Source organism: Nostoc sp. (assembly GCF_036917355.1).
In the GTDB taxonomy this organism is placed as follows: domain Bacteria; phylum Cyanobacteriota; class Cyanobacteriia; order Cyanobacteriales; family Nostocaceae; genus Nostoc.
On the sequence record NZ_JBALDP010000110.1, the window covers coordinates 12,974 to 39,235 of the forward strand.

At 39.8% G+C, this 26,262-nt stretch carries 26 protein-coding genes and 1 pseudogene; 9 read left to right on the top strand and 18 right to left on the bottom strand.

From position 1 onward, the window contains the following. Nucleotides 1-11: 11 nt before the first annotated feature. Nucleotides 12-2,234: a hybrid sensor histidine kinase/response regulator gene (locus V7K53_RS32585; protein ID WP_335201614.1), complete on the bottom strand. Its 2,223-nt coding sequence runs from the start codon at nucleotides 2,232-2,234 to the stop codon at nucleotides 12-14. A 448-nt stretch (nucleotides 2,235-2,682) separates the two neighbouring features. Between V7K53_RS32585 and V7K53_RS32590 the strand changes: the two genes are divergently transcribed. Further along, on the top strand, nucleotides 2,683-3,609 hold the full coding sequence (locus V7K53_RS32590) for a cobalamin-binding protein (protein ID WP_335201615.1): 927 nt from the start codon (nucleotides 2,683-2,685) through the stop codon (nucleotides 3,607-3,609). A 196-nt stretch (nucleotides 3,610-3,805) separates the two neighbouring features. Here V7K53_RS32590 and V7K53_RS32595 read toward each other — a convergent pair whose 3' ends face one another. The 3 genes from V7K53_RS32595 to V7K53_RS32605 all read right to left on the bottom strand — a co-directional run bounded on the left by V7K53_RS32595 (nucleotide 3,806) and on the right by V7K53_RS32605 (nucleotide 5,023). Then, a complete protein-coding gene (locus tag V7K53_RS32595) occupies nucleotides 3,806-4,108 on the bottom strand; it encodes a TMEM165/GDT1 family protein (protein ID WP_335201616.1) in 303 nt (100 codons plus the stop codon). A 32-nt stretch (nucleotides 4,109-4,140) separates the two neighbouring features. After that, on the bottom strand, nucleotides 4,141-4,572 hold the full coding sequence (locus V7K53_RS32600; RefSeq protein WP_335201617.1) for a TMEM165/GDT1 family protein: 432 nt from the start codon (nucleotides 4,570-4,572) through the stop codon (nucleotides 4,141-4,143). A gap of 100 nt (nucleotides 4,573-4,672) precedes the next feature. After that, the gene (locus V7K53_RS32605; protein ID WP_335201618.1) at nucleotides 4,673-5,023 is read right to left on the bottom strand and encodes a YkgJ family cysteine cluster protein; all 351 of its coding nucleotides are present in this window, start codon (nucleotides 5,021-5,023) and stop codon (nucleotides 4,673-4,675) included. A gap of 228 nt (nucleotides 5,024-5,251) precedes the next feature. On the opposite strand from V7K53_RS32605, the gene psb30 reads away from it, so the two are divergent. Next, nucleotides 5,252-5,395: a photosystem II reaction center protein Ycf12/Psb30 gene (gene psb30, locus V7K53_RS32610; protein ID WP_069068686.1), complete on the top strand. Its 144-nt coding sequence runs from the start codon at nucleotides 5,252-5,254 to the stop codon at nucleotides 5,393-5,395. Nucleotides 5,396-5,473: 78 nt separating this feature from the next. Here psb30 and V7K53_RS32615 read toward each other — a convergent pair whose 3' ends face one another. The 10 genes from V7K53_RS32615 to V7K53_RS32660 form a co-directional block, all read right to left on the bottom strand. Further along, entirely contained in the window at nucleotides 5,474-7,642 is a 2,169-nt protein-coding gene (locus tag V7K53_RS32615) for a single-stranded-DNA-specific exonuclease RecJ (protein WP_335201619.1), read from the bottom strand. Between the two features lie 82 nt (nucleotides 7,643-7,724). After that, nucleotides 7,725-8,150 (bottom strand): hypothetical protein, encoded by a 426-nt coding sequence (locus tag V7K53_RS32620; RefSeq protein ID WP_335201620.1) that lies wholly within the window; start codon nucleotides 8,148-8,150, stop codon nucleotides 7,725-7,727. 30 nt (nucleotides 8,151-8,180) lie between these two features. Beyond that, on the bottom strand, nucleotides 8,181-8,465 hold the full coding sequence (locus tag V7K53_RS32625) for a hypothetical protein (RefSeq protein WP_335201622.1): 285 nt from the start codon (nucleotides 8,463-8,465) through the stop codon (nucleotides 8,181-8,183). A gap of 99 nt (nucleotides 8,466-8,564) precedes the next feature. Next, nucleotides 8,565-8,753, bottom strand: a complete 189-nt coding sequence (locus V7K53_RS32630; RefSeq protein ID WP_335201624.1) for a hypothetical protein — start codon at nucleotides 8,751-8,753, stop codon at nucleotides 8,565-8,567. 11 nt (nucleotides 8,754-8,764) lie between these two features. Next, the gene (locus V7K53_RS32635; protein ID WP_335201625.1) at nucleotides 8,765-8,977 is read right to left on the bottom strand and encodes a hypothetical protein; all 213 of its coding nucleotides are present in this window, start codon (nucleotides 8,975-8,977) and stop codon (nucleotides 8,765-8,767) included. 121 nt (nucleotides 8,978-9,098) lie between these two features. Further along, nucleotides 9,099-9,926, bottom strand: a complete 828-nt coding sequence (gene pstB / locus V7K53_RS32640) for a phosphate ABC transporter ATP-binding protein PstB (RefSeq protein ID WP_335201626.1) — start codon at nucleotides 9,924-9,926, stop codon at nucleotides 9,099-9,101. 53 nt (nucleotides 9,927-9,979) lie between these two features. Beyond that, a complete protein-coding gene (gene pstA / locus V7K53_RS32645; RefSeq protein WP_335201627.1) occupies nucleotides 9,980-10,879 on the bottom strand; it encodes a phosphate ABC transporter permease PstA in 900 nt (299 codons plus the stop codon). Nucleotides 10,880-10,885: 6 nt separating this feature from the next. Then, entirely contained in the window at nucleotides 10,886-11,827 is a 942-nt protein-coding gene (pstC, locus tag V7K53_RS32650; RefSeq protein WP_335201628.1) for a phosphate ABC transporter permease subunit PstC, read from the bottom strand. A 50-nt stretch (nucleotides 11,828-11,877) separates the two neighbouring features. After that, complete coding sequence (locus tag V7K53_RS32655) at nucleotides 11,878-12,879, bottom strand: PstS family phosphate ABC transporter substrate-binding protein (RefSeq protein WP_335201630.1); 1,002 nt, start codon at nucleotides 12,877-12,879, stop codon at nucleotides 11,878-11,880. 87 nt (nucleotides 12,880-12,966) lie between these two features. Continuing rightward, on the bottom strand, nucleotides 12,967-14,124 hold the full coding sequence (locus tag V7K53_RS32660; protein WP_335201631.1) for a sulfate ABC transporter substrate-binding protein: 1,158 nt from the start codon (nucleotides 14,122-14,124) through the stop codon (nucleotides 12,967-12,969). A 527-nt stretch (nucleotides 14,125-14,651) separates the two neighbouring features. On the opposite strand from V7K53_RS32660, the gene V7K53_RS32665 reads away from it, so the two are divergent. After that, nucleotides 14,652-15,053 carry a nuclease A inhibitor family protein gene (locus V7K53_RS32665; RefSeq protein WP_335201632.1) on the top strand — a complete coding sequence of 134 codons (402 nt, stop codon included), beginning with the start codon at nucleotides 14,652-14,654 and terminating at the stop codon, nucleotides 15,051-15,053. Between the two features lie 65 nt (nucleotides 15,054-15,118). Here the strand turns inward: V7K53_RS32665 and V7K53_RS32670 are convergent, their stop codons facing one another. The 4 genes from V7K53_RS32670 to V7K53_RS32685 form a co-directional block, all read right to left on the bottom strand. Continuing rightward, on the bottom strand, nucleotides 15,119-15,964 hold the full coding sequence (locus V7K53_RS32670) for a DNA/RNA non-specific endonuclease (RefSeq protein ID WP_335201633.1): 846 nt from the start codon (nucleotides 15,962-15,964) through the stop codon (nucleotides 15,119-15,121). 335 nt (nucleotides 15,965-16,299) lie between these two features. Continuing rightward, nucleotides 16,300-16,482, bottom strand: a complete 183-nt coding sequence (locus V7K53_RS32675; RefSeq protein ID WP_335201634.1) for a hypothetical protein — start codon at nucleotides 16,480-16,482, stop codon at nucleotides 16,300-16,302. A gap of 204 nt (nucleotides 16,483-16,686) precedes the next feature. Further along, the gene (locus V7K53_RS32680) at nucleotides 16,687-17,520 is read right to left on the bottom strand and encodes a hypothetical protein (RefSeq protein WP_335201635.1); all 834 of its coding nucleotides are present in this window, start codon (nucleotides 17,518-17,520) and stop codon (nucleotides 16,687-16,689) included. After that, entirely contained in the window at nucleotides 17,517-17,825 is a 309-nt protein-coding gene (locus V7K53_RS32685) for a hypothetical protein (RefSeq protein ID WP_335052654.1), read from the bottom strand. Before V7K53_RS32685 ends, V7K53_RS32680 begins: the two co-directional genes overlap by 4 nt. A gap of 321 nt (nucleotides 17,826-18,146) precedes the next feature. On the opposite strand from V7K53_RS32685, the pseudogene V7K53_RS32690 reads away from it, so the two are divergent. The 6 genes and pseudogenes from V7K53_RS32690 to V7K53_RS32715 all read left to right on the top strand — a co-directional run. Next, a pseudogene (locus tag V7K53_RS32690) lies at nucleotides 18,147-18,639 on the top strand (ISAzo13-like element transposase-related protein); the annotation flags it as partial. Between the two features lie 834 nt (nucleotides 18,640-19,473). Next, nucleotides 19,474-20,478 carry an oxygen-dependent coproporphyrinogen oxidase gene (gene hemF, locus V7K53_RS32695; protein ID WP_335201636.1) on the top strand — a complete coding sequence of 335 codons (1,005 nt, stop codon included), beginning with the start codon at nucleotides 19,474-19,476 and terminating at the stop codon, nucleotides 20,476-20,478. A 778-nt stretch (nucleotides 20,479-21,256) separates the two neighbouring features. After that, nucleotides 21,257-21,910 carry an L-2-amino-thiazoline-4-carboxylic acid hydrolase gene (locus V7K53_RS32700; RefSeq protein ID WP_334716584.1) on the top strand — a complete coding sequence of 218 codons (654 nt, stop codon included), beginning with the start codon at nucleotides 21,257-21,259 and terminating at the stop codon, nucleotides 21,908-21,910. 5 nt (nucleotides 21,911-21,915) lie between these two features. Further along, nucleotides 21,916-23,364 carry an FAD-binding protein gene (locus V7K53_RS32705; protein ID WP_335201637.1) on the top strand — a complete coding sequence of 483 codons (1,449 nt, stop codon included), beginning with the start codon at nucleotides 21,916-21,918 and terminating at the stop codon, nucleotides 23,362-23,364. Between the two features lie 83 nt (nucleotides 23,365-23,447). Further along, nucleotides 23,448-24,926 carry a glutamyl-tRNA reductase gene (locus tag V7K53_RS32710; protein ID WP_335201638.1) on the top strand — a complete coding sequence of 493 codons (1,479 nt, stop codon included), beginning with the start codon at nucleotides 23,448-23,450 and terminating at the stop codon, nucleotides 24,924-24,926. A 40-nt stretch (nucleotides 24,927-24,966) separates the two neighbouring features. Further along, complete coding sequence (locus V7K53_RS32715; protein ID WP_335201639.1) at nucleotides 24,967-26,106, top strand: aromatic ring-hydroxylating dioxygenase subunit alpha; 1,140 nt, start codon at nucleotides 24,967-24,969, stop codon at nucleotides 26,104-26,106. Nucleotides 26,107-26,262: the final 156 nt, after the last annotated feature.

The following is a 26,262-nucleotide window of genomic DNA, read 5'->3' on the forward strand; positions in this document are numbered from 1 at the left end:
TTTATGAGCAATTAACTAAAATATCTCATCAAAATAGACTCTAACTGGACTATGCGAATTGGTTTAACAAGGTAGTCATTAGCGCTACCTGGGAGCATGGCAATTTCCTCCTCTAAAGGTTCGCTAAAGGTCGTCATTACAATCGGTAAATGTTGCCGATAAGGCTCTTTTCTAAGGATTTTCAGCAAATTCCAGATATGAACATCCTTTTTTACTAACTGGAAATCAAAAAAAACTAAATCTGGTTGGAAGTTTTGTACTTGTTTTAAAAAGTCGTTACCATTATCTATCCACTTGACTTGGTAGCCAATTGTGTGCAGATAATCTTGCAATACTGTTGCTGTGTTTTCCTCTTCTTCTACAAGCAAAATAGTTTTATTAGTAGGGATAACTGAAGAAGAGGAGGACGAGGTAAAATTTGCTTCCTCTTCTGTCTCATCTATCTCATCTATCTCATCTTCCTCATTTCTCGGATGCTCTGGATTTGGTAGAAACAGAGTGAACTGACTGCCTTTTCCTACAGTTGATGTAACGGTAACATCTCCACCATGTAAACGCGCTAATTTCCGCGTCAACGCTAAACCCAAACCAGTGCCTTCATACTGCCGATTTAAGCGACTGTCAAGCTGTTTAAACGGTTCAAATAGAAATTGAAACTGACTTGAGTCTATACCAATACCAGTATCTGAAACTGTAAACGTTATCCCTTGTGGCACTTTTTTGACTACCAGCGATACTTCACCTGCTGGGGTGAATTTAATCGCATTAGTGAGCAGGTTGAGTAGCATTTGCTTGATGCGCCGCTCATCAGCAATGCAAATATCCGCTTCTAGGTCAATTTCATGTGTGAGTTGCAATCCCTTTTCTGAGGCGCGATCGCGCACTGTCCAAATGGCATAATTACATATATCTGCCACTGATAAAGATGATAGTAACAGCTCCTCTTTACCTGCTTCTACCTTAGATAAGTCAAGGATATCGTTTATCACTGCCAGCAGGTGTTCGCCACTACTATATATACAACTTACATATTCGTTCTGCTTTTCATTCAGAAAGCCAACTATTTCTTGTTGCAGTAACTGTGACAAACCCATAATCGCATTGAGAGGTGTCCGCAACTCATGGCTCATAGTTGCTAAAAATTCAGTTTTTGCTCGACTGGCAGCTTCTGCTGCTTCTTGAGAGGCGCGTAGTTTCAACTCTGTTTGCTTACGTTCAGTAATATCCTCAATCATCGCTAAAAAAAACTCAGGTTCACCATTGCTGCCTGGTATAACAGAAACAGAGATATGAGTCCAAAGTAAGTTACCATTTTGATGATAGCAACGTCTTTCTATCTCAATACGATGTCTTTCGACAAGCTGTTTCTGATGTTTGGAGGGTTGTAAACCGTCCCTCGAAGTTCTCTTTAATTCTGTGCGAATTCCTGACATCAGTCGTTTGTAAAGTTTTAAATCCTCCCTTTCTATGGAAATGTAATCAGTAAAGCGCTTGCCGTATAAATCTTCTCGGCTGCATCCTAAAATCTCGCACAGTGCCAGATTAGTATCGACTATCTGCCCTTTCATATCTATCAGGCCAATGCCGATAGAGGAACGCTCAAAAATCGCCCGAAATTGTGCCTCACTCTGTCGCAGTGCTTCCTGTACGACATTTCGCTCGCTCGCTTCTATAGCCAGCGTCACAAAATCTGCAATTGAGCCAGCAAAACTCTCTTCTTCTAAAGTCCATTGACGACCTTCGCCTATGTGTTCGTGACACACTACACCTACCAAATGACCCTCTAGCCAAATTGGTGCATCTAGTATAGATGTGATGCCCAAAACTGAAAAGTAAGACTCGGATAATTCTTGGGTTTTGGGATCGTTTCTGGCATCATCTGCGGCAATAGTACGTTCCTCTTCTAAAGCCTGGAAATAAGCAGGAAAATCTGTTTTTAAAAGCGAGTTACCAAAGGTATGCTCCTTAGTCTTGACATTATATAAATTGATGCATTCAATTTTTGAACGTTCTTCATTATATAACCATACCCCCACTCGCTCTACTAATAGCGTCTGAGCAGCAGTTTCTGTGATTTCCCTCAACACGGCATTGAGATTACCTTGCTGAAATGTCTTGCTTCTTGCCAGTTGCACCAACGTCTGGCTTTGTTTTCGCCGACTATTTTCTCTGATTCGTAAAGCCTCTTGGGCCTGGTTGTGTTCTGTAATATCTTTAGCTGACACCACCTGCATTAGTTGCCCTCAAGAAGAAATAATTTGGACTTGCAGTTCTACGGAAAAAGTAAAACTGTCTTTGTATAACTACAATTACTTGATAGGGTTTTTCATAACCGGAAAGTATAATTTTTCTAATCAAATTTTATAATTCTGGCTAATTAGTTATAAGCTAGATTTTGCTTATTACTTCTGTTACTTCATACTATTAATTTTTGCCAGGGGATAATTAACATTTGAAGTAATTTCACTATTAAGTAATTCTACTATCAAGTATTACAAGTAGTATAGTATTTTTAATTTGAAACTGGGGATTGCTAAAGATTCTTCCCAATACCCAATCCCCAGTACAATTTATTGCTTAGTACTGACTAGCAAAATACCCTTGATTCTCCTAGAGAAAGATACCTAATGGCTCAAATTCTGCCAAACTTAAGGTAACGGCAGCTTTTGCGGAGGTGGAGCGATGACAAATAGCGATGTAAGAATTGTTTCCCTGATTCCTGGTGGAACAGAGATTTTAGCGACACTAGGATTGGTTGATGCTATTGTGGGGCGATCGCACGAATGCGATTACCCTCCAGAAATCCTCAATCGCCCCATTTGTACCCAAGCACGTTTAAATAGTGATGCCTCCAGTAGCCAAATTCACGACGAAGTAAACAATTTATTGCAATCTGCTCTGAGTATTTATGAAATCAAAACAGATGTTTTAGAGCAGTTACAGCCTACTCATATTCTGACTCAAGATCAGTGCGATGTTTGTGCTGTTAGCTTACACGATGTTGAAAAGGCAGTTGCTACCCTGATTGACAGTAAACCTCAAATTATTTCTTTACAACCTAATATTCTCCCGGATGTTTGGGCGGACATTGAGCGAGTCAGCAACATTTTTGGCGTAGACTCAGTAAAAGTCTTAGAAAATTTAGAAGCTCGCGTCAAAATTTGTCAGCAAAAAATCCAAGGACTTTCTTTAGATGAACTGCCTACTGTTGCCTGTATTGAGTGGACTGATCCTTTGATGGTAGGCGCCAATTGGATTCCTGAATTAGTTAACTTAGCAGGAGGACACTCTCTATTTTGTACTACAGGTCAGCCTTCTCCGATCTTGCCTTGGGAAACACTATTAACAACTAATCCAGATATAATTGTTTTCATGCCTTGTGGCTTTGATTTAAACCGTACTCGCCAAGAAGCCAATTTGTTAACTCAACGTCCAGAGTGGGAAAAACTACACGCTACCACAGCTGGTAGAGTCTACATTACTGATGGCAATTCTTACTTTAATCGTCCAGGACCGCGATTAGTAGATTCTCTAGAAATTTTGGCAGAAATTTTGCATCCAGAAATTTTTCAATATGGCTACAAAGGAACTGCTTGGGAACTTTTGTAAATAAGAATTCAGAACTCAGGAGCGGAGCCGGAGACGCTCCGCCTCCGGTCAGAATTCAGTATTAATTCGAGTCCGATGGTTACTGAGCTTGTTAAAGGGTTGAATTACTAAGTGATACTAGTTAAAAACTTTGCCGGGTTCCAATACCCGACGAAGGATAATTCTGATTCCTAGATTCTGGATTCTGAATTCTTCTCTAAGGTATTTGTTCAGAATCTGCCGATGGTTCATTGTTAAATAACAGCAGGCGTGCGGCAAGAATGGCAAATCCTACAGCCGCGATCGCTTTTAAAACGCGTGTAGGTAATAATTCAGCTACTGCACCCCCTGCTAACGATCCCAACAGGCTTGTCAACAGCAATGCGCCTGCTGCACCGAAAAAAACTGCACGTGGAGAATTAGAACGTCCTGAAAGTGCGATCGCCGCTAGCTGACTTTTGTCACCCAATTCTGATAAAAAAACTGTAATAAAGCTCAGTCCTAAAAGATGCCAATCCATATTATTTATGGGGGAGTGAGAGAGATTAATGACTAATGACTAGTAAATACATCCCAAAATAGCATTAGGGAAATTACCAACAACATTACGCCGGCTGATTTTTCTACGGTTTTTGGGCTGAGTCGGCTGGCTATCCAACTACCTAAAAGTACACCTAATAAGCTGGTGGTTATTAGGGCCGCCGCCGAGCCGATAAATACTACCCACGGCGAATGAGATTGTGCACTCATTAACAAAGTCGATAGCTGAGTCTTATCTCCAATTTCTGCTAGAAAAATGGTTACAAAAGTCGTACCAAAAACTACTAGTGCTGATTGCTGCTTTTGAGGACTATCGGCAATTACAGGCTGAACTGACGGAGCGATCGTGGGAGTTAAGTTAATATCATTGCTATCTTTCAGTTCTAGCTCGATCTCAGTGTGAGATATGCCAGAAATCTCCAAAGGTACAGAGTCAAGTTTCACAAGCAGTAGTTTTGGTTGCTAGGGTCTTTTCATATTTCTATCATTTTCTCAGATTTTTGTCATAAATTGCAACCCCACACAAAAAAAGGAGGGTTGGGTGTCAAAGGCCAACAGCTTTGTCGAAGCGTAATATTTCTAAACTGCGATCGCCATAAACTCCTTCTATTTGCTGGCGACAGCAGTCAATAGCAAAATCGTTGACTTCTTCTGGTTCAACCCCATACATATCTTGAAACACTTCTGATTCCACACGGCAGAAGCGCGGACGATTGGGGTAGATGCGACATTCTCGTGTGGTATGGTCGAAATTAACGCACCATCCTCCTTCGCCTACCATGTTGAGGTAGAGTTCTAGTTCTGGTGGTGAGAGATACTCTTCCAAGTCTGGACGCTCTGCTGGATCGAGATTACAGCAGGCTCCACATTGCTTTACACATTGCCAAGTTGACATTTTGGATTAGGGATTGAAGAAGGGAATAGGAGACAGGGAATAGGGTACAGATGATTCCCTATCACCTCTCCCCTAATCCCAATCCCCCTATTTTACGTTTTTATATCTTTTCTTATAATTTTGTTAAGTAAATTAAATCTAACAGTCCATAGCCATATATGATCGATTTCGGGTTTTCTAATTTAAGTTATTGAATTTTTTAAGACTATTGAGAGGAGAAAAGGAAAAATGTTTGACGCTGTGTCTGACTTGTTTAATGCTTTTACCAGTATCAATTGGGAAGTTATTTTCCAATTGTTGTCCGTGGCGCTCATCGTGATTGCTGGCCCAGCAGTAATTTTTGTGCTGGCATTTCGCAACGGCAACCTATAAGAGTGCTGAGTGCTGACTAAGGAGTTAACAGTTAAGAGTTAGGAGTGAGAAGTTAATTAAGAATTCATAACTCATAACTCATAACTCAGCACTCAGTACTGATAATGCCTGAAGGGCAGCTTGGATAATATTGTCATACTGTGGTTGAGAAATATCAACTTCTTTAGCATTTTGACGATTAGTGCCCAGCAAACCAATTGTATGTCCTGGCTGGATGGCTAAGACTTTGCCTTCAGAATTTCTAATTCTTAATTCTGCTTTAATACCATTTTTATAGAAACCACAAGTATATTGTCGCTGATTGTACTCAAAGGTGGTGCTTGACTGGATAGGTGGCGAAGCAAAAAATTGTTGAATCTGAATTGGCAGTCTGACTCCTATCAACTCTAGCTCAATGCTAGTGTTACCGTTAAAGTAATTTTCTCGTAGTTTATAAGCGATATCCACTCGCGATGGTAGGTGAAAATAGTCGCCCCAACGCCAAGCGATCGCTTTGATTTTATACTCCTGATTATCAATAGTTTGGGCAATTGTCAGCTTAATGTGACCCTTGCCAACGATTTTTTGCTCAACCACTTGAACATTAGGTGTCCAGAAAACTGGATCGGGGTTGTCCATACCGCAAGGATGTAGAGCATTAAGCTGTTGATAAAGCTGCTGATTGAGATGATTGAGGTTGACTTCGGCATCAATTTTGAGCAGAGGCTTGAGATGTTGGGGTTCAAGACACTGGTTAGCAAACTCAATCAAACGCGATCGCAACACCTGTAAATTTTCTGCTGGTAGAGAGAATCCCCCGGCTGCTTTGTGTCCGCCAAATTTGCCTAGTAAATCGTGACAATATTCCAAAGCTTCAAATACATGAAACTCTGGAATTGAGCGTGCAGAACCGCGTATATGTTCTTCATCCTCATAAGTACCGATAAACACAGGAACACCGTAGCGTTCCACCAAGCGGGAGGCGACAATCCCAATAACGCCGTGATGCCAATTAGGTTGAACAACAATTAATACACGGTCTTTTTGTAAAGACGCAACAAATTCTGTTTCTACATAAGTGATCGCTTCTTGTTCAATTTGCTGACACATCTCCTGGCGAGAAGCGTTGATTTGTTCGCACTGCATTGCTCTTTCCAGCGCTACTCCCATATCATCTGTAGTCAGCAATTCAATAACAGTCTGGGGATTACCAATCCTACCGATAGCATTAATTCGCGGCCCCAAACGAAACCCGATATCTTCAGGCTTGAGCGATTTTGGATTTTGGATACTTCGACTTCGCTCAGTACAAGTTTTGGATTTTGGACTTGTACTGAGCGAAGTCGAAGTATTAGAAAATTTCTCCTCTGCTCCCCTGCTCCCCTGCTCCCCTGCTCCCTCATCTCTCGCCTGTACGCCGCCTACCTGAATCAACGCCTGTATACCAGGTAAGTGGGATTTGGGTAAATGTTGTAAACCACGTTTTACCCAGCGACGATTTACACCAGTTAAGGGAGCTAAATCTGCGATCGTTCCTAGCGTAAAAAGTGCTAGCATTGGCTGGATCAAGCCCTTAGTCTGCCCTAGCTGTTGTGCTAGAGAAACTGCCAAGATGTAGGCAACACCAACACCAGCAACACCCCGATAAGGTGAGGATTCAGCTATTAGTTTAGGGTTGAGAATAGCGTTAGCTGGCGGCAATTTCTGGGGGATATCATGATGATCGGTGATAATCACTGCAAGACCAAGTTCTCTAGCTCTCGCAACTGGTTCAAATGCAGAGATACCATTATCTACAGTCAGAATTAATCCCACACCTTCGCGGTGAAATTCTTCAACTATGCGTTTATTAATACCGTAACCTTCGTGCATCCGGCTGGGGATAGCATAATCTACTTGTGCGCCTAAAGTGCGGAGACTACGCAAAAGTAGAGCAGTGCTAGTCATCCCATCAGCATCGTAGTCACCACAAATAGCAATTTTTGTTTGAGAAGCGATCGCATTTTCCAACAACTCCAAACTAATTGCCAAATCTGAGAAATCTTCTAACGGCGAAGGCAAAACTAAAGACTCTGGATCTAAAAAGGCTTGTACCTGTTCTGGTGTTTCCATACCCCGATTAATCAACAACTGGCTGACAATCGGTGAAATATTTGTCAAAACCGCCAGATTTTGGGCAAATTCTGGTTTTTGTGGATAAATTTGCCAACGCTGATCGGGTAAGCGCCTGCGAGGCTTTGATAGTTCAGATACAGCTCGGTCTAGCACAATACGAGTTAGGAGTTTTCAGTTATGAGTGTTGAATTGAAAGTTGTTTCTTAACTCATAACTAATAACATTAATTTGCTATCTAAAACACGTTTATCTTACCATCATCCATAATATATAACGAGCGATCGCCCGGAGAGCGCCAAGTTGGACGGAGTTCCAGTCGCAATGTGCCAAAGTTAAGTTTAGAGACAATTGCTTGTAGTGATAAACCTTTTTCGCTCCAAAATATCAGAGATGTATTTGGTTCTGTACCTTCTATTTGTCCTAAATTTAATTTCTGCCCTGGACTTAAGGATATTGCATCAGTCCCAGAAGGTTTTTGGATTTTAATCAGGTTGGGTGTGCTATTTACAACTTCAACTCGGATGTGTTGCCCAGGTGTAAACTGAATTGGGTGCGACCCACATTTAGAGGCACAAGTTCGAGCTAAAGTAGCACTGGGATTATTGATTGCTGCTACTAGAATGGTAGCTGTAACTAAAGCCAAGGACAAAAGCTTAAACATAATATACAGTATAAGTACTAATCCTAAATATTACTTCAACTTCGGACTATTAAGCCTCAGCATATTTTCCAGAATTAAGCTAATGCAAAGCAACATCAGCTCATCATTTTTCGAAAAGCCAACCTCACGCTCTGAATTCTCTGCAAACAATACATAGGAAAAAGGAACAGATATAAAGAGGGTTTTATATATTTTCTGTTCGCTAGTTCGCAGCACATCGAAAAACTCACCGAGATTACGATCGAACTCTGCTTTTTTCTGAATGAATGAAAAAATCAGTGGTACATCATCTGGGGTAGCAGTTTTGACATTCATCGATATTCCCTTATGACGATATCTTCCTAAATACGCTGTCCGTAAGGTATTGAGCTACCGATTAGCCAAAAGCGCGATCGCCAACCTACCAATCAAAAATCAGTTGGTAATCTCCAATCCTGACATTGCTTCTTTTTTAATTTTCATTTCTATCCCGTGAACAGCAGCACAATGAAAAATATGAGATTCAGTAGTTTCATTAAAGTAAAACCAATCTCCTAATGATTCACCTGCCGTAGTAGTGATTTTGTACAGTTTATTTGGCAATAAAGGAATATGGTTAGACATGATTTGATTTTTTATTGATTTGTAATCTGCCTGTCAATTAACTTTTTAGCTTCAGCTAACGCTACTTCATATCCCCCATACGTTTTACCTACAGGTAAAAGAGGCTGTCCATTTTTTCCAAAACTAAAAGTCCAATATTTCTCCCCAGTCATTTTGTCTTCTGGAGTTTGTTTGATTTGTATTGAATATCCTTTGTATTCAGTAATCTCGTACCTGTTTGTCACTTGAGTATAAATGTACTAATCGCTATTTTAGTGAGTCTGGTATCACAAAACAAAACCCTGTACAAAGTTTTACCTTATTGTACAAGGTTGTCTATTATTCTAAATACTTAGAACAATCTCTTTAACCGAAGCGTCCACTGATATAATCCTCAGCTTCTTTGGTTTGAGGAGAACTAAACATTTGCGCTGTCGGATTAAACTCAACTAATTTTCCGCGACGTTTGCCATGCTCGTCAATTTCTGTATTGAAGAAAGCCGTGAAATCTGCGACTCTAGAAGCTTGCTGCATATTGTGTGTCACCATAATGATGGTGTATTGTTCCTTGAGTTCTAAGCAGAGTTCTTCTACTTGGCGGCTAGAAATTGGGTCGAGAGCAGAACATGGTTCATCCATTAATAATACATCTGGCTTCATGGCGATCGCACGGGCAATGCAAAGCCGTTGTTGTTGTCCGCCAGATAATGCAGTTCCTTTCTCTTTGAGTTTATCTTTCACTTCATCCCAGATAGCAGCGCGTCTGAGGGAATCTTCCACCAATTCGTCGATGTTACCTTTATAACCATTAGCACGCGGGCCAAAGGAAATATTTTCGTAGATTGACTTGGGGAAAGGATTCGGCCTTTGAAAAACCATTCCGACTTGGCGGCGTAATTTTACAGAATTTATCTTAGGATCGTAAATATTGCGATCGCGATAATTCAGCCTACCCTCAACCTTAGCACCAGGGATTAAATCATTCATCCGATTAAAGCAACGCAGTAAGGTACTTTTCCCACATCCTGAAGGCCCAATAAAAGCAATAATTTGTTTGTCAGGAATCTTTAAATAAACATCTAAAAGTGCTAGAAATCCTCCATAGAAGACCTTCACACCTTCAACATTGAAAACGCTATTACCTTGTTCGATTGTGGCGCTATCTGATTTACTTCTACTATTGCTATAAGTCATGAAAGCGTATCTCCTAATATTCTGTGAAAGTATCTAATTAGATATTTAATTATCTAACGTATTGAAAAGCGTTGTCGGATATAAATTGCTACACCATTTAAAGCTAAAATCAAGAGTAACAACGCAATAATTGTCGCGGCTGCGGCATCAGCAAAACCCGGTTCAGGACGAGTGATGTAACTGTAAATTTGAATGGGTAATGCCATAAATCTCTGGAACAAACCAGGGTCAAAAGTGAGAAAACCCACAGCACCGACAACAATTAGAGATGCTGCATCACCGATTGCACGGGATACAGAAATAATCACTCCTGTCAAAATACCAGGAATAGCATAAGGTATGACATGACTACTGATAGTTCGCCATTTGGTGACACCTAATCCGTAAGAAGCATTTCTCAGAGAATCCGGGACGGCGCGAATTGCTTCTCTGGAGGTGACAATAATTACTGGTAAAGACAACAAAGATAAAGTCAATGCACCAGAAATCAAAGCGGGGCCAAACCCAAGGAGATAATTGAAAACTCCTAAACCCAGCAATCCATAAACAATAGAAGGTACACCTGCAAGATTACTGATATTAATCTCAATAATCGCTGTCCACCAAGCTTTAGGTGCATACTCTTCTAGATATAAAGCTGCTCCGACACCAATAGGAACAGTAACCAAAATCACAACAGTTCCTAAAAGAACGCTGCTGATAATTGCAGGACGAATACCACCTTGGTCAGCAAAACGAGAAGGAGTTTCGGTCAGAAAGCCGGGCGATAAAAATCTACCTAGTCCGTCTTTCAAAATATCAAAAAGTAGCAATGTTAGGATAAATAAACCAATTAGCAATCCTAACAAAAAAATTACTTCAAATACTTTCCCTAATGTCTCCCTACTGTCAACATTATCGGTAAATTCTACCGCCGAATTTAGAGAATCATCTTGTTGATAACTTGTAGCCATACTTAATTAATCGTATTTTTCTTTAAAGCGATTTGCAATCCAGTAACTAACAATATTCAAAACTAAGGTGATTATAAACAGAACAGCACCTACAGCATATAAGGTCTTGAAATTTAGACTACCACGCGGACTATCTCCTCCAGAAATTTGTGCCATGTAAGCTGTCATTGTTTCTATAGATTCGGCAAAATTAACAGTCAGCTTTGGCTGTAGTCCGGCGGCGATGAGAACAGTCATTGTTTCACCCACAGCGCGAGAAATACCCAATATAATTGAGGCAATGATTCCAGAAAGCGCGGCTGGTAGAACTACTTTAAAAATGGTTTCCAATTTCGTGATACCTAAAGCATAAGAGCCTTCTCGTAAAGAGCGGGGAACTGCTTTAATAGCATCTAAGCTGATAGAACCAACAGTAGGAGTAATCATTACCCCCATCATTAATCCTGCACTTAAGGCGTTGAATATTTCCAGAGGGATAATATTCCGTAGCAATGGTGTGACAAACAATAGCGCAAAGTAACCATATACTACTGTTGGTATTCCCGCTAAAAGTTCCACTGCTGGACGTAAAACTGCTGCTACTTTGGGTTGAGCATACTCACTTAAATAAATAGCAGAGGATAACCCCAAAGGAATAGCAACTGCCATTGCAATACCTGTTGTTAAGAAAGTGCCATTAATTAAGGGCCAAACGCCAAAATGTTTTTCTGCAAATAAAGGAGTCCATTTAGTATCAAGAAAGAATTGAGCAAAGGAAACCTCTTGGAAAAAACCAAATGTCTCTTGAAAGATAATTACGACAATCCCAAAAGTCGTCAAAACAGAAACTAAAGCACAAGCAAATAAAATTACTGCAACAATTTTTTCAGAAATATCTTCAGATGGATTTTTATCCAGTGACTGTCTGGATAGTAGATAAGGATCGTCTTGAGAATTGAGATTTTGCATAAACAGTTAATTTTTTAACTACATTCAGACTACAATAACCAGAACTTTAGTTAAATAAAGTTTGTGATTGGTTCACCTGGTTTTGCTTTTTTGAATTTTGTCCCCGTTTCACCAGTAGCAAATTTTTGTTTTACCTTGACATAAGCCTCATCTGGTAATGCCACATAACCAACACTATCTACCCACTTCCAAGAATTTTCTAGATAAAAATCTACAAATTCTTTGACTGCTGGCTTGGTATCTAAGGATTTTTTACTGACATAGAGGAACAGAGGACGAGACAAAGGTGTGTAGATATTTTTGATGACATTATCTACAGGAACTGGCTTTTCACACTTTCCTGTAGGACTTTCTACAGCAACTAGATTGAGTTTTTCTTGGTTTTGAATGTAGTAAGATATCCCGACATAACCCAAGGCTGATACATCACCTGATACGCCTTGTACTAGGAGATTTTGATTGTGACTAGGGGTGTAATCTGTACGGCCATTCTTGGCTTTGCCAGTCACAGCTTGAGTCATATAATCAAAGGTTCCAGTATCAGAAGCTGGAGCATACAGCTTTAGCTTTTCGTTAGGGAATTTCGGATTAACTTGATTCCAAGTCAAGATTTTACCGTCTGATTTTGCGCCCCAAATTTTGCCCAGTTCCTTAATAGTTAGACATTTGGCGAAGTTGTTTTTGCGATTAGCAATTACGGCTATACCATCTAAAGCTATAGGCAACTCGACAAATTCAATATTCTTACTTTTACATTTTTTTATTTCTTCATCTCTAATGGTACGAGAAGCACCAGCTATATCAATATCGCCATTACAAAATTTGCTAAAACCACCACCAGTTCCACTTGAGGCAACACTAACTTTAGCTTCAGATTTCACCTTCTCGTATTCTTCTGCAACTGCTAAAGAAACAGGAAAACCTACAGCAGCACCATCAATACTGACTTGACTTTTCAATTCTTCTCCGCTATTACAAGCAGTGATATTACTGGCAATAAGCATTAAAGATGTTAAGAAAAAGCTATTTTTAAATCGGCTACAAAAGCTCATAAATTATCCACTGAGATAAAGTGACTGAGAATTACTTATGCTTGGCTAGCTACAAAATGTAGAGAATGCAGCACGATAAAAGAGATATCATGCTTTGTTCGCAGCTTGAATTTTGTCAAATATTGCCCCATTTCCAAAAAACTTGCTCTGAATAATATCCCAACCACCTAAATCTTGAGATGTGAATAAAGTTTTAATTGGCGGATATTGTGATGCTACTTCTTGGGTAACGCTAGGGTTAACAGGACGATATTGTAATTTGGCAAATTCCCGTTGAGCTTCTGTGGAGTAAAGAAAATCAACAAATGCTTGTGCAACTTCTCTTGTAGCGTGTTTATCAACATTTTTATCAACTATCGCCACAGGATTGTCAATGGAAATATTGACTTGGGGTACAACATAAGGCAACTTCGTCCCATTTTTACCTGCCAAAATCACCTCATTTTCGTAGTTGATTAAGACATCTCCCTCACCTTTTTGGAAGAATAAATCGCTGGCCTCACGGGCATCTTTCGTTAGAGTCGGGGTATTTTTATAAACTTTGGTGACATAATCTAACGCTGTCGCTTCATCTCCACCTGTTAGAGTTACCGAACCCCAGAAAGCTAAGAATTCCCAGATAGCAATACCAGAAGTTTTTGGGTTAGCGGCAATCACTTTCACGCCATCTTTTGCCAAGTCTGCCCAAGTCTGAATGCCTTTCGGGTTGCCTTGGCGAGTAACGATCGCAGCAACCGATCTACTAACAATACCACTTCTCGGTGCTTTGGTTTCCCAACCTGATTTAATCAAACCTGCTTGCTGAATTTTGCTGACATCCAGGGGAAGTGCCAAATGTACTATATCTGCATCTTGCGAACCGTCAATTACAGCAGCCGCTTGAGCGCCAGAACCACCATAACTTTGCTCAAATGTGACATTTTGGTTGTGTTCTTGCTTCCATTTTTCGATAAATTTGGGAATTATCTGGTCATGAGCGGCTTTGGTGACAGAGAATGAAACGAGTTTTAACTTAACATCATTTTTGCTAGCTGAACTGCTTCCTGAACAGGAGGCAACTGCTATACTCAAAAAAATACTTATTAAAAACAGACTCACAAAGCTTTGAATACTGCGTCCATCCAACCAACTTCTAATTGCGTGTTGATACGATAGTTGCATAGTCCGCAAGGCTTTCATTGCATAAGTCTGCATCTCCTCACTCAGGAATTTACTTAATTGTGTCGGTTGTTGCGACTTGCTCATTAGAATCACCCCTAAATCTACGGTATTTCTACATGGATACCGTGATTATGAAAATTATAGGGTATATAGAATAATATTTATCATCTGGATTAAATCTTTTTTGACTAAGTGAGGAATGTATCATCAAAAGTAGCAAATAAATCTGATTTACCAAGGTATTTCAAAAAACGGGTTTTTCTGCTGGTAAGCGAAACAATCCCCCTGCATACATAAGATTTGCTCAAAAATATGTGATTAGTAATACAAAACAGAAGTGAAAACTCGACTTTTTTTAGCCGTAAAGCTGTTTGTAAAACAAAGTAGTCGCATTAAAGCATTTTGAAAATCATATCTAGCGATCGCACTCATTACTAAATCAAGGTATGCTTTGATTTTGCTACTCTAACCAGTTATCTAATTGCAAATAGGGATTGAAAGACAGAGGATATAATTCTGGAAATCTTCATTAAGGTTGACCTACCCAAATTAATCTTAATTCTCTGATTGGCTAACTCAAAAATCAATGCTCATAACCATAAATAAATTTTATGACTAACGAGATTACGGAAAAACTTAAACAAGCCTCCGATGGTTTGTTAATGATAAGTGAATCAGAGTATCCTTTTGAAGCTTTTTTGTGGTCTAATCAAGCGCAAGAACCAATGACCGCTCAAAAACTTCTCCAGTTAACAGGACATCCTCAAGAAACATCAGTTGAAGAAATAGAACTAGATTATTTTTTTCGGAACTGCACCCAAGAAAAAGAATGGCACGATGAAATACAAAAACAAAATGTGCCAAAGTTTAAATCACTTGTCAAAATGCTACAAGACACCTTCACTGATATCAATATTTATCGCATAGGTACGATAAATATTGATGTCTATATTGTTGGTAAAACTCCATCTGGAGATTTAGCCGGAATTTCGACAAAAGTTGTAGAAACCTAACCCGTAAATCGTCAGCCTGTCTATCAATACAGACAGGCTTTAAGTTTTAAGTAAGCTAACTATTCTTACAAATTGTCAACTCTAGCTTCAATTGTACTTTGAACAGATGTAGAGACATTAGAGAGCAAATTGTAACCAGTGTTCGTTTCGATAGAATCAACACTAACTCTGTAGTTTCTCCAATCCACATTTCTGATACCTTGTGTATTTGGCATATTGACAGCAATTACTCTTGTGTTAGTAGTGACATTGCTAGCAGTCGAATTTGATGAATCTAATACTACAATAACTTTCCAAGTTCTGGTCGGAACTGTAACGTTACCATTAGCAATTGTGTTTTTTGTTCCATTCGACCCAGTTCCACCGATGCCATAGGAACCCGAAATAATATAGAGTTCTTTGCCCTGGTTTACTAAGTCTCTAGAATAGTTTTCTAGTGCAGCCCAAGGACCCTGATTATTATCAGGTGACTGAGGAATTATATTCGTCATTAAAAAAGTAGCAGAGTTATTGGTAACTGTATTTGTCCTATCTGCTGAAGCAGTCATGTGTCCCCTATCAAAACCGCTACCAGTGTAATCGGAAGAACTGACTCGGTAGCAGCTTGAAGGTAATGTAGTATCTGCACGAAAATCATCTTGGCGAGGTGCGCTTCCTAGCCATGATGTGTTTAGCTGCCAACTTACCCAATTTGATGTCCCTCTATAGCAATTGTAAGAAACTGCGTATTGAGATTTGCTCAACAAAAGATTACTGTAACTACTGCCAGCATTACTAGGATTGCCCATTCTTAGATGAACGCTTGAGGTTTGGGCTGTTAGTGGCTTTTGTAGATAATTAAGCAGAGTGAAAGATATTGCTGTTGGTACAGCAATAGTTAGAATAGCCCTGAGAAAATCAGACTTCTTCATTTGTTACTATTTATTTGTTTAAACAAACTACAATTGTTTCTGCTAAAGTTACAGAAATTCAGTAAAACTTACCAATCGCAATATAGCTATGGTTGTATAAAGAGAGGTTAAAAAGCTGTAAATATTGCGTTAACATCTAGTAATTATTTAGGTGATTATCTAATTTCAGATAATCACCTAAATAAGATGAAAAACTTATGTATTATTTGCTTTAATAATTGAGTGATGGCGCGGAGTGCCCGCGCCCAAGCGATCGCTATTTTCGCTCTACTGAGTCCTAGAGAGTATTTTGACTGATTGACAAAATACGCTTTATCTTAACCTCTCACGAGAGCTTAGAAAGAGGAAGGAATATTAAAAAATAGTCCTTGGTCGAATTGATCTTTCAAAAAGTCTTCCAGTTCAATTTCGTCGTCATTTGGAACTTGAAACCAAGTCTCGAAGTTGTGCTTCAAGAAGTATCTAAAAGATTTCCAGCCAAAAAGTTGCTGCCCAATGCTTTTGATTGCGACGTTCATTGTATTTTCCTCAGGTTGTTTCAAGTATGTGATTAAGAATTGGTTAAACAAATTGGCGTTCCACAACAAGTGGATGAATTGTAGCAAGCTGTTCTTAGGCAGTTCTTGTACAGGGGAAGCAGACGGAGAGATTTTATAATTTGCTAAATCATTCCGCTTTCTCTGCAACGCCAACACATTAATCATTGTTCAGCGCTCTCTGCACTAGCAAATGTATTGAGGAATAGAATTATTCTGACTACAAGGATCTAACCTCAACTGGTTCAATACCTGCTGTAATTCCACTTCTGATATATACTTCTCCTTAAGCGAGCTGAAGTACAACAGTGCAGTTTCATAGCAGGCGACAGTTATGTTAGTGCGCTCCTCTGAAGTTAGTGCTGCCGCTATTTTAACTGTCTCTTCCACATGTTCTACGTCACTACCTAAACAACTGTGCATTCGCAGGCAGCGAGTAGCATAGGTATTAGGTGGTAGTATCGCTTCCACCTGTTGGATATGCTCTGCTTTGATATTCATTGCTAGACGTTCCATTGTATAGCAATACCCAACGCAACCAATTGGATCTGCTGCTTGTACGCTCTGAGTGAAGAAATTCAGCAAAGCTATAGCAGTCGGAGGAAGGAGTGCTTTGACTACAGCTTCCGCCTCATATCCCATCGACTGAATATCAAGCAAGGCGAGGCGATCGTGACCTTGTTCTTCACGAGCTTTCTGTGCTGCCCACTGTGCTAAACTCCAGCGTCCCAATCCAGCAAAGCGCCCAGCTGCTTCTTCCATTAATAGCGCAGTATGGTGAGTTAAATGGTAGGAAGCGGCAAGTTGCCAGATCCAATGGGAGGGAGTTAAGGCAGGTGGCTTGCAGTTGGGTAATGTATCTTTGGCAGCAGATACTATAGCTCTATCTAGAAGCTTACGAGTCTCAGATATAGTGTCCCTGTTAAATATCAGTTGAATAAAGGGATTACTACTCTTTAGACTTAATTGGTTACTTTTGTTAGGTTTGTCGATGTTAGTTGAACGGAATAATAGATTCATGGCAAGTTTCTTTCATTTTCATGGGTTGTTTCTACCCATTCACGAATAAGGTTGTGGAGGATAAAGCGTTGCATAACCTCTCTTTGAGCACAAAGAACTTTAAATTGTATCTTCAGGGAGGAGGGAATGTATGCCTTGATATGCGTGATATCGTCTCGGTCTTCATCTAAGGTGTTAGTCATGAAAGAAGAAGTTGGGCCATCAGCCTTTACCCATTCGCTGATTAATACTTCCAAGACTTCACTCATCTTTAATCCATATTGTGCACAGAGCGCTTTAAACCGAAACTTAAGCGCTTTCGGCATACTACCTTTAATCACCGTATATGACTCTTGCTCCTCCTTATACATCCAGGTTAAAAAAAACGAAAGTTCAAAAGTCCTTTGTGATCTAGGGTAAGTTTTCTAAAAATTTTCACCAGTAAAGACTAGTGAAGTTAAGAAAAAAGTTATTTAGTAGTGACAACACTGCACGCATTTTAAGAAAATTCCAGAAAATAAAATATACAAAACAATAATGATAATCATTATAATATAAGGACAGGAGAGATTGCCGTTCCTAGCCTCTCTCTCCCCTTTTGTAGTAAATTTAATGATGATTGGATTTTTGGGTAGATAGAGGTGTCAATACAATTAACGGATTCACTGAAAAAGTTGTTGAAGGAAACTGCACAGCAATTAAAAGGTGCCAAAAAGCGGAAATTTATAGCACAAACAGTTGTGGCATTAGGACACGGAGGACAGTCTCTAGCGGAGCGAGAGTTAGGATGGAATCGTGTAACTATTAGTAAAGGAATTAAAGAACTAACGACTAATATCACTTGTGTGGATAATTATCGAAGTAGAGGGCGTTATAAAGCAGAAGCAAAACTACCAAATCTTTTAGAAGATATAAAAAAAATTGTCGATTTACAAAGCCAACTAGACCCAAGTTGTAAAAGCCAAAGACTGTATACACCTCTTTCTGTTGCTGAAGTGAGACAGCAATTAATTGATAAATTTGGTTATAATGATGAAGAATTACCAACTTCGGAAACAATTCGTGTCAAGTTAAATAATTTAGGGTATTGCCTCAAGCCGATTGCCAAGATTAAACCTCAAAAAAATACCCGAAACTGAATTTTAGAGAATCATTGGAATAAAAATATTTTTGATGGGGTTTAAACAGCATTATATTTTGCTAAAACTATGACTGGGAATGATAAGCATCCAGTTGTTAAGTTAGTCAGTCAAACTTACTTTATGGATACATTTAACTAAAAAAGCCATGTCTTACTGCACTTTCAAGAAATACGGAGAGTAGGGAAAGAAAGTGTTTATTTCATTCGTAGTAGGCGGTGCGGCTGCTCCTAAGTTGCTCTTGAGTGCAGATATTTATCTTGCATATTTTTCGCTTTTAAAAATGATTATCATTTCAAGTAATTGTATATTTTATTTTCTGGAAGTATCGGATTTTGAAAAAGCTAAAAAAATAGTACAAATACCAATAATTTACAGCAATAGTCTGTCTTCTATCTAAAGACTGAGATATGGATTATGCTTAAGTTAAATATTAGATAATAATAACTTATTTTTTAGTTAAGTCAAAATAATATCAAATACTGATTTGAAGTGTGACTGGTTATAGTTATTGAAGTTATCCTATTTTTCTTCTCTTAACTAGGCAGTTACGTTTTTAATATTTTCTTTATAATTTTCCTAAAATTCTATATCTTCACTAGTAAAAACCTGACTAAAGTAAAAAGATAGATAGCGAAAGGACTTAGGTAACGCGAAAACCAAAAGTAATTAACGCGAAATGCTAGCTCTTTCCTTCCCAGAATTTTGCTACAGAGCAAACATACTTAATCAATGCAACTTCAAGATGAAAGGTTGAGAATCAACGTCCAATTTTTCTAGATTCCAAAATTCCTTTTTTGCAAATAACTATTTAGTCACTACGAGGTCAGTTGTCATGGTTCAAATTCTTGAAAATCCAGCAGTCAAGCAACCACCAATTAGTAATAGAGTTGAAAGTTTTTTGCTAGATATGTTCGATAATGTTTGCCAAACTATTGAGGAAATAGATGGAAGTAAACTTGACGAACAACGCTGGACAAGAGATGAAAGAGGCCAATGGGTACAAGGTGAAAACAGTAATGGTGCTATATATATCGACAAGTCGCTGCGGAGCGGGAATGTATTTGAAAAAGTAGGTATCAACTACGTATCAATGCAAGGTGAGTTACCTCCTGGTGTCACCTTCCGAGGATCGGATGTTGTGATGGCTGACCCAACAACTATAACGCCAGATCAAAAAGGTACTTCTTTCTTCGCTACGAGTACCAGTGTTGTCATTAATGGATCTAATCCCATGATACCGACAGCACACGTTAACTATCGCTACTTCCAATTGGGTGATGGCACTGAACCTGGTTCTTGGTGGTTTGGCGGTGGAGGTGATTTAACACCAATTTACTTATTTGAAGAAGACGCAGTTCATTTTCATCAAGTACATAAAGCAGCTTGCGATCGCCACGATCCAGAACTCTATCCACGCTTGAAAAAGTGGTGTGATGAATACTTTTATCTTCCTCATCGCAGTGAGTGTAGAGGTGTAGGTGGAATTTTCTTTGACAATTTACAACATTCCGATGTCGAAACTCTACTTTCCTTCGTAAAAACTTGTTCTGAAGCTTTCATCCCTGCTTATTTTCCGATTGTCAAACAACGTAAGGATATGGAGTTTACAGAACAGGATAAATATTGGCAGCGCATCAGACGCGGACGTTATGCCGAATTTATTCTACTGCATGACAGAGGTGTTCGATTCGGATTGGAAAGCGGCATCGTGAGTACACAAAGTGTTCTTAATTGTATGCCTGGAGAAGCTTTTTGGAACTATAATGACCAACCCACGGCTGATAGCCAAGAAGCAAAGCTTCTAGAGGTACTGAGAAATCCCCAGGAATGGGTGTAAAGACGCTCAAGAGCAGATTTGAAAACAGCAGCCGATCAAAAATCTTGGCTACCCAAATCCTAACCCTGTTTTGTTACTCTCAGAAAACAATAATCGAAGCAAGATTCCGAAACTTTGATTGAGTCAAGCTTTGAGTGTTTATTTTCTAACAGGAACTAAAATTTGTAACCAAAACCTGGAGATTAAAGCTCTGAAACGCTTTCAGTAATTGGGTTCTCCCAAAGTGATAAAAGAGGGCTAATACCGTTTCACCTGAAGATTGATACAGATGGCAGCCTTTTGAGCCAGGGAAAGTAAGAAAAGTAATTTGTATCAAGAATTGAGTGAAATGGTATAACAAGCGCCCATTTTTTACTCTTTACATTTCTTTAGAGATAGCCTCTAAATAGGAAGTAACAAGGTGTTTATGGAAAAATTGCCGACAAGTATTTTGCTAAAAATTAACAAATTATTTCGCTGGTCTAACTCAACTGAATTCGCCAACTTCAAAACTGAAATTAGCAAGTTTTTCCAAGTTCAATGGTTGAGTCATCTCTCCATCAAGCAGCTGCAAGAAGTTGACATTGTATTCCTGTGTATGTTTGCTAGCAGATACCTAACGTTGACGATCATTTTACTATACTTCTGGAGTTCAATTCATACTAGTCCTGAATCACCAAGGACATGCTATCCCTGAAGTCAATCGTAGGATTATAGGAGCAAAAAAGTTTCTGGCGATCGCTATCTAAAAGTTAGCAGTAATCAGCCATTGATTAGCTCGTTTTTTTAGGTAATTTAAATGAGTAATAAACACGGAGAACTGGCAATGGATAACGTTATAGGTATTGGCGACATTACCATGAACGATGTGATGCAAATGGATTCCTCCAAAGCAGTAAGTATGTTTAGGAATCGATTTGCAGCCTACAAAAAGCTGTCAGATGAAATTGGAGAAGATGCAGCATTTGAACAAATGATGTTAGCCTACCCTGGTCATCAAAAAGCGTTCATGGGTGCTTTCATTGACAATACCACCATAGCCAAAGGCTTTACTGATGCAATTCCGATCTTTCGGATCATGGGCTTCAAAATGCAAGTCGTAGATATTTCCCAAGAAGGAAAAGATGCTGCACTAGAAATTCAACGAGTTTGCCCGGTTCTTTCAATTGCCAAAGAATATGGACTTGAAAGCCCTTGCCGAGTTATTTGCGAGATGGAACAAGAAGCAACTAGGAGAGCATTTCCTGGGATGAAAGCCGCAATTATTAGCAAGCAGGCAGATGGTGACTGCGTTTGTATGTTCAAGTATGAAAGACCTGCCAAAGGGGTAGAAGTAAAGCCACAAAAAACACCGAGCTTGTTCTCTCATATTCTCGATCTGATTCGCTTGACTCCTAAAATCTTGCAGATTGGGATGAATCTTTTAAAAACATCTCTTTCTAAAGGATCGTAACTTTTATGAATGGTATTGTTCAAGACCTCAAGCATTTGATTGCAGGTGAAGTCAGCAGCGCTTCAGAAATTTTGACAGAAGTTTCCGAAGATTTTGGTGGTATATTCCAAAAGTCTCCCCAAGTTGTTGTTACTCCTCAAAACGCTAACGATATTGCCCAAACTGTCAAATATGCCGCTCAAAAAGGATTAGTAGTTTCTTCACGCGCTGCGGGACATTCGTTAGGCGGTCAATCTTTAAACGAAGATGGAATCGTTTTAAATATGAGGAATCTCGATAAAATTCGAGATATCCAAAAAGACCAACTCTGGTTTAAAGCTGATGCGGGGACTTCTTGGAATCAAGTAATTGATGCTTGTATTCCTGATGGTTTAGTTCCTCCCGTACTAACCAATTATTTTGGTGTTTCTGTAGGAGGAACTCATTCTGCGGGTGGTATAGGTGCAGCCTCTTTTCGTTACGGAAATCAAGCTGATAATTGTCTTGGTGTAGAAGTCGTAACCGCAGAAGGTGATATTCTCTGGTGTTCGCCTGAAGAAAACAGCGAACTTTTTAATCACGTACTTTGCGGTTATGGTCAGTTTGGAATTATTACCCAAGTTCAGCACAAACTCAAAGTTTACCCTTCCCAAACCCGCACGTATTTGTTGTTCTATGACAACCTAGATGCTCTTTTGGATGACAAACGGGTTTTAGTAACCGAACAAAGGGTCGATCATCTCGTATCTTTCCCAGTTCCCTGTTTGCAAGGAGTATCCAGAGCAACAGGAATAATGCAACCTTTGATTCAATGGTTTTACACGTTGCGGATTACTGTTGAAGCAAATTCTCTTGACGCTATTGATGACAAAGAAATCCTTGCTGGCTTAAATTTTTACCGTCATATCCATACTGAAGACTTGGGATTTTCACAATTCATCGAACCGATGATCCAAGTAGATAGTAAGGATATCGCTCACCCTTGGATGGATGTTTTTCTTCCAGCCTCATCTGCTAAAAATTACATTGAAACGGCTCTCAAACAGTTGCCTTCTTTTCTCGATATTAGTAAAGCGCAAATGGGCTGCTTTTGCTTGGTAAACCGGAATAACACGATGCCCATGTTTCGTTTACCGCAAGAGGAAGAACTGATTTTTGGGTTTGGAATTTATCCCAGCATTCCGAAATCGCAAGTTCAACCCATCTTAGCTGAATTGAAAAAGCTCAGTAACCTGAGTTTAGAGATGGGCGGAAAAAGATATCTAACTTGCTGGATAGATTTTACTATTCAACAGTGGCAAAGCCAATTTGGCGATTACTGGCCAAAAGTTAATCAAATCAAAAGTAAGTACGATCCCAAAGGAATATTTAACTCTGGCTTTTTTGAGTACGAACAGATTGCCCATCCAGCGATCGCACCACAGGAAAACCAACTCGTTGAGAATGTTGCTACTAAGTCTGCGATCGCAGTATAAGTCACTTCTCAATCATCTTGTTTAGAACCATCCATATTACTTGACCGAGGCTCTAGAAGAAGACAAACTTCAGAGGAGGAAACATGAATATCGCACTTGTAGGTCTTAGTCACAAAACAGCTCCGGTTGAAATTCGGGAAAAACTGAGTATTCCAGAAGAACGAATTGAAAACGCGATCGCCCAGCTGTGTAAATACTCTCACATTGAAGAAGCTGCCATTCTTAGCACTTGTAATCGTTTAGAAATTTACGTAGTTGTAAACCAGATAGATCGGGCAGCTCAAGAGGTGACAGAGTTTCTTTGCGAGTACAGTAAACTGCCTTTTGCAGACTTGCAGCAATACTTGTTTACCCTGCTACAGCAAGACGCTGTTAAGCATTTGATGCAAGTTGCTTCCGGTTTGGATAGCTTGGTGTTGGGAGAAGGGCAAATTCTGGCTCAAGTCAAACACGCCTTCCAACTGGTTCAGCAATACAATCAGGGCGATCGCATCCTCAATCAGCTGTTCAAGCAAGCCGTTACCACTGCAAAGCGGGTGAGAACACAGACATCAATCGGTACGGGTGCGGTTTCGGTTAGCTCTGCGGCAGTAGAATTAGCCCAAATCAAAGTAGAGAAGTTATCGGCTTGCCGAGTGACAATTGTCGGCGCTGGCAACATGGCTCGGCGACTGGTGCAACATCTAATCTCTAAAGGCGCAACTCAAATTTCAATTGTCAATCGTTCCGTCGAACGAGCTGAGGAATTGGCGAATCAATTTAGTGATGCTGGAGTGCAATATTATCCCCTCGCTGAATTGATGTCCTTAGTGGCAGCTTCAGATTTGGTCTTTACCAGCACTGCTTCAGTTGAACCCTTACTCGATAAAGCCAAACTCAAAGCTGCATTGCAACCCGAACAGCCTTTGATGCTGGTCGATATTTCAGTGCCTCGTAACGTTGATGCGGACGTTAATGAGTTACCTCACGTGCGAGTATTTAATGTTGATGATTTAAAAAGCGTCGTTGCCCAGAATCAAGAAAGTCGTCGGCTAATGGCAATAGAAGCGCAAGCATTAATCCAAGAGGATTTAGACGCATTTCAAACTTGGTTGCGATCGCGAGAAACCGTTTCCATTATTAGCTGTTTACGGGACAAACTGGAGAAAATTCGCGAACAAGAGTTAGAAAAAGCTTTGTCCCGTATGGGGTCTGATTTTGCTAAAAAACATCAAGAAGCCGTCGAAGCCTTAACTCAAAGGATTATCAACAAAATTCTCCACGAACCGATGGTGCAACTGCGGACGCAGCGAGATGTAGAAGCTCAACGCCTTGTCCTCCAAGTTCTGCAAGAGTTGTTTAATCTAGATACAGGAGAGGTGCAATCTAGTTTTGTTGCCGAAATATCATCTAATTTTGTTGCTCAAACATCCTCTCTATCAATAAGCACCGTAGAGATAGGAGCAAAAAACATCAATGTTGCTCAACTGAACCGGGAACATTTCCAAGTTGCTCAAATGAGACTTGAAAGTATTGAAGTCCATACAAAAGTTGAAGAAGTTATTGCTCAAAGCGTAACTTAAGAAAATCCATGATTCTTAATAGCAATAACAGGAAGGAAGTATGTTAAAAAACTTCTGGTACGCTTGTGAGTTCAGCGCCGCCGTTACTACAAAGCCCAAGCAAGTGCGGATATTAAATCAGAAATTAGTCTTTTACCGTAACGCTAAAGGACAACTGATAGCTCTCCAAGATCGGTGTCCCCATCGTGGTGCTGCCTTATCTCTCGGTTGGGTAAAAGATGATTGTATACATTGCCCCTATCATGCCTGGAAGTTTCAAGCAGATGGGAAATGTATTAATATTCCTGCTAATCAACCCGGAATTCCTATTCCCAAGAATGCTCGTGTAGATAGCTATCCAATCCAGGAAAAATACGGTTTTATCTGGCTATTTTATGGAGACTTACCAGAAGAAGAACGTCCGCCAATCCCACCCTTGCCAGAATTTGAAGACCCAAGTCTACAGAAAATTTTCTTTGAATACGAACTGAATGCTCACTACACCCGCACGCTAGAGAATGATATGGATATGTCTCACGTATCTATTATTCATTCCAAGTCCTTCGGCAATGGGTTTGCATTAGAGCAAAAAATGGAAGATTACGAGCTGAATGTAGGGGACTGGGAGGGTCACGCCAAAGTTAATGTCAGAGATTACACCAAAGCAAAAGACCTTTTCGCCTTTGTGTTTCGCCCATTGAAAGCCAATGTGAAGGTGACTCTAGGCTTTTATATGCCCAATATCACTCGCTTAGTGGTTGACTTCGGTCGTGGCAAGCTGGTTAATTTTACTGTCCATGTTCCTGTTGACGATCGCACCACTATAACCAAGCGAATTCAGTTCCGCAGTTTTCTAACTTTCCCTTGGGCTGATGGCATCTTTCAACGAGCAGCTTACAAAGTTGTAATGGAAGATAAGGGAGTGGTTGAGTCTGAATATCCGATGGCAGTCCCTGATAAGTTGTCAGACGAAGTTCACGTTCCTTGCGATAACTTATCTCTTGCTTATCGCAAACTTCGGCAAAAATGTTTGGCTATGGGATGGGGTATGAAACCTTATCAGACCGAATCAGATAACTCGAACGGAAATTTAATGAAACCCGATCGCAGCCAATCAGATAACTCGAACGGAAATTTAATGCCACCTTCTCCTGAGAAAACAGAATGGTTTGTTTCAGCCATAGTGGGCGATCGCTCATGAACAGCTTTTGTCTTATTGAAGAACTAAATTTAGAGTTCGCATAACTAGGGCGGGCAAGATGCCATTGGTGTCAAGTTAAGAAAAATAGAATCTTGTCAAGAGGGTTAAACTCAATGGTTAAACTCAACACAAGGGTGTTGATTTGAGCCATGACTA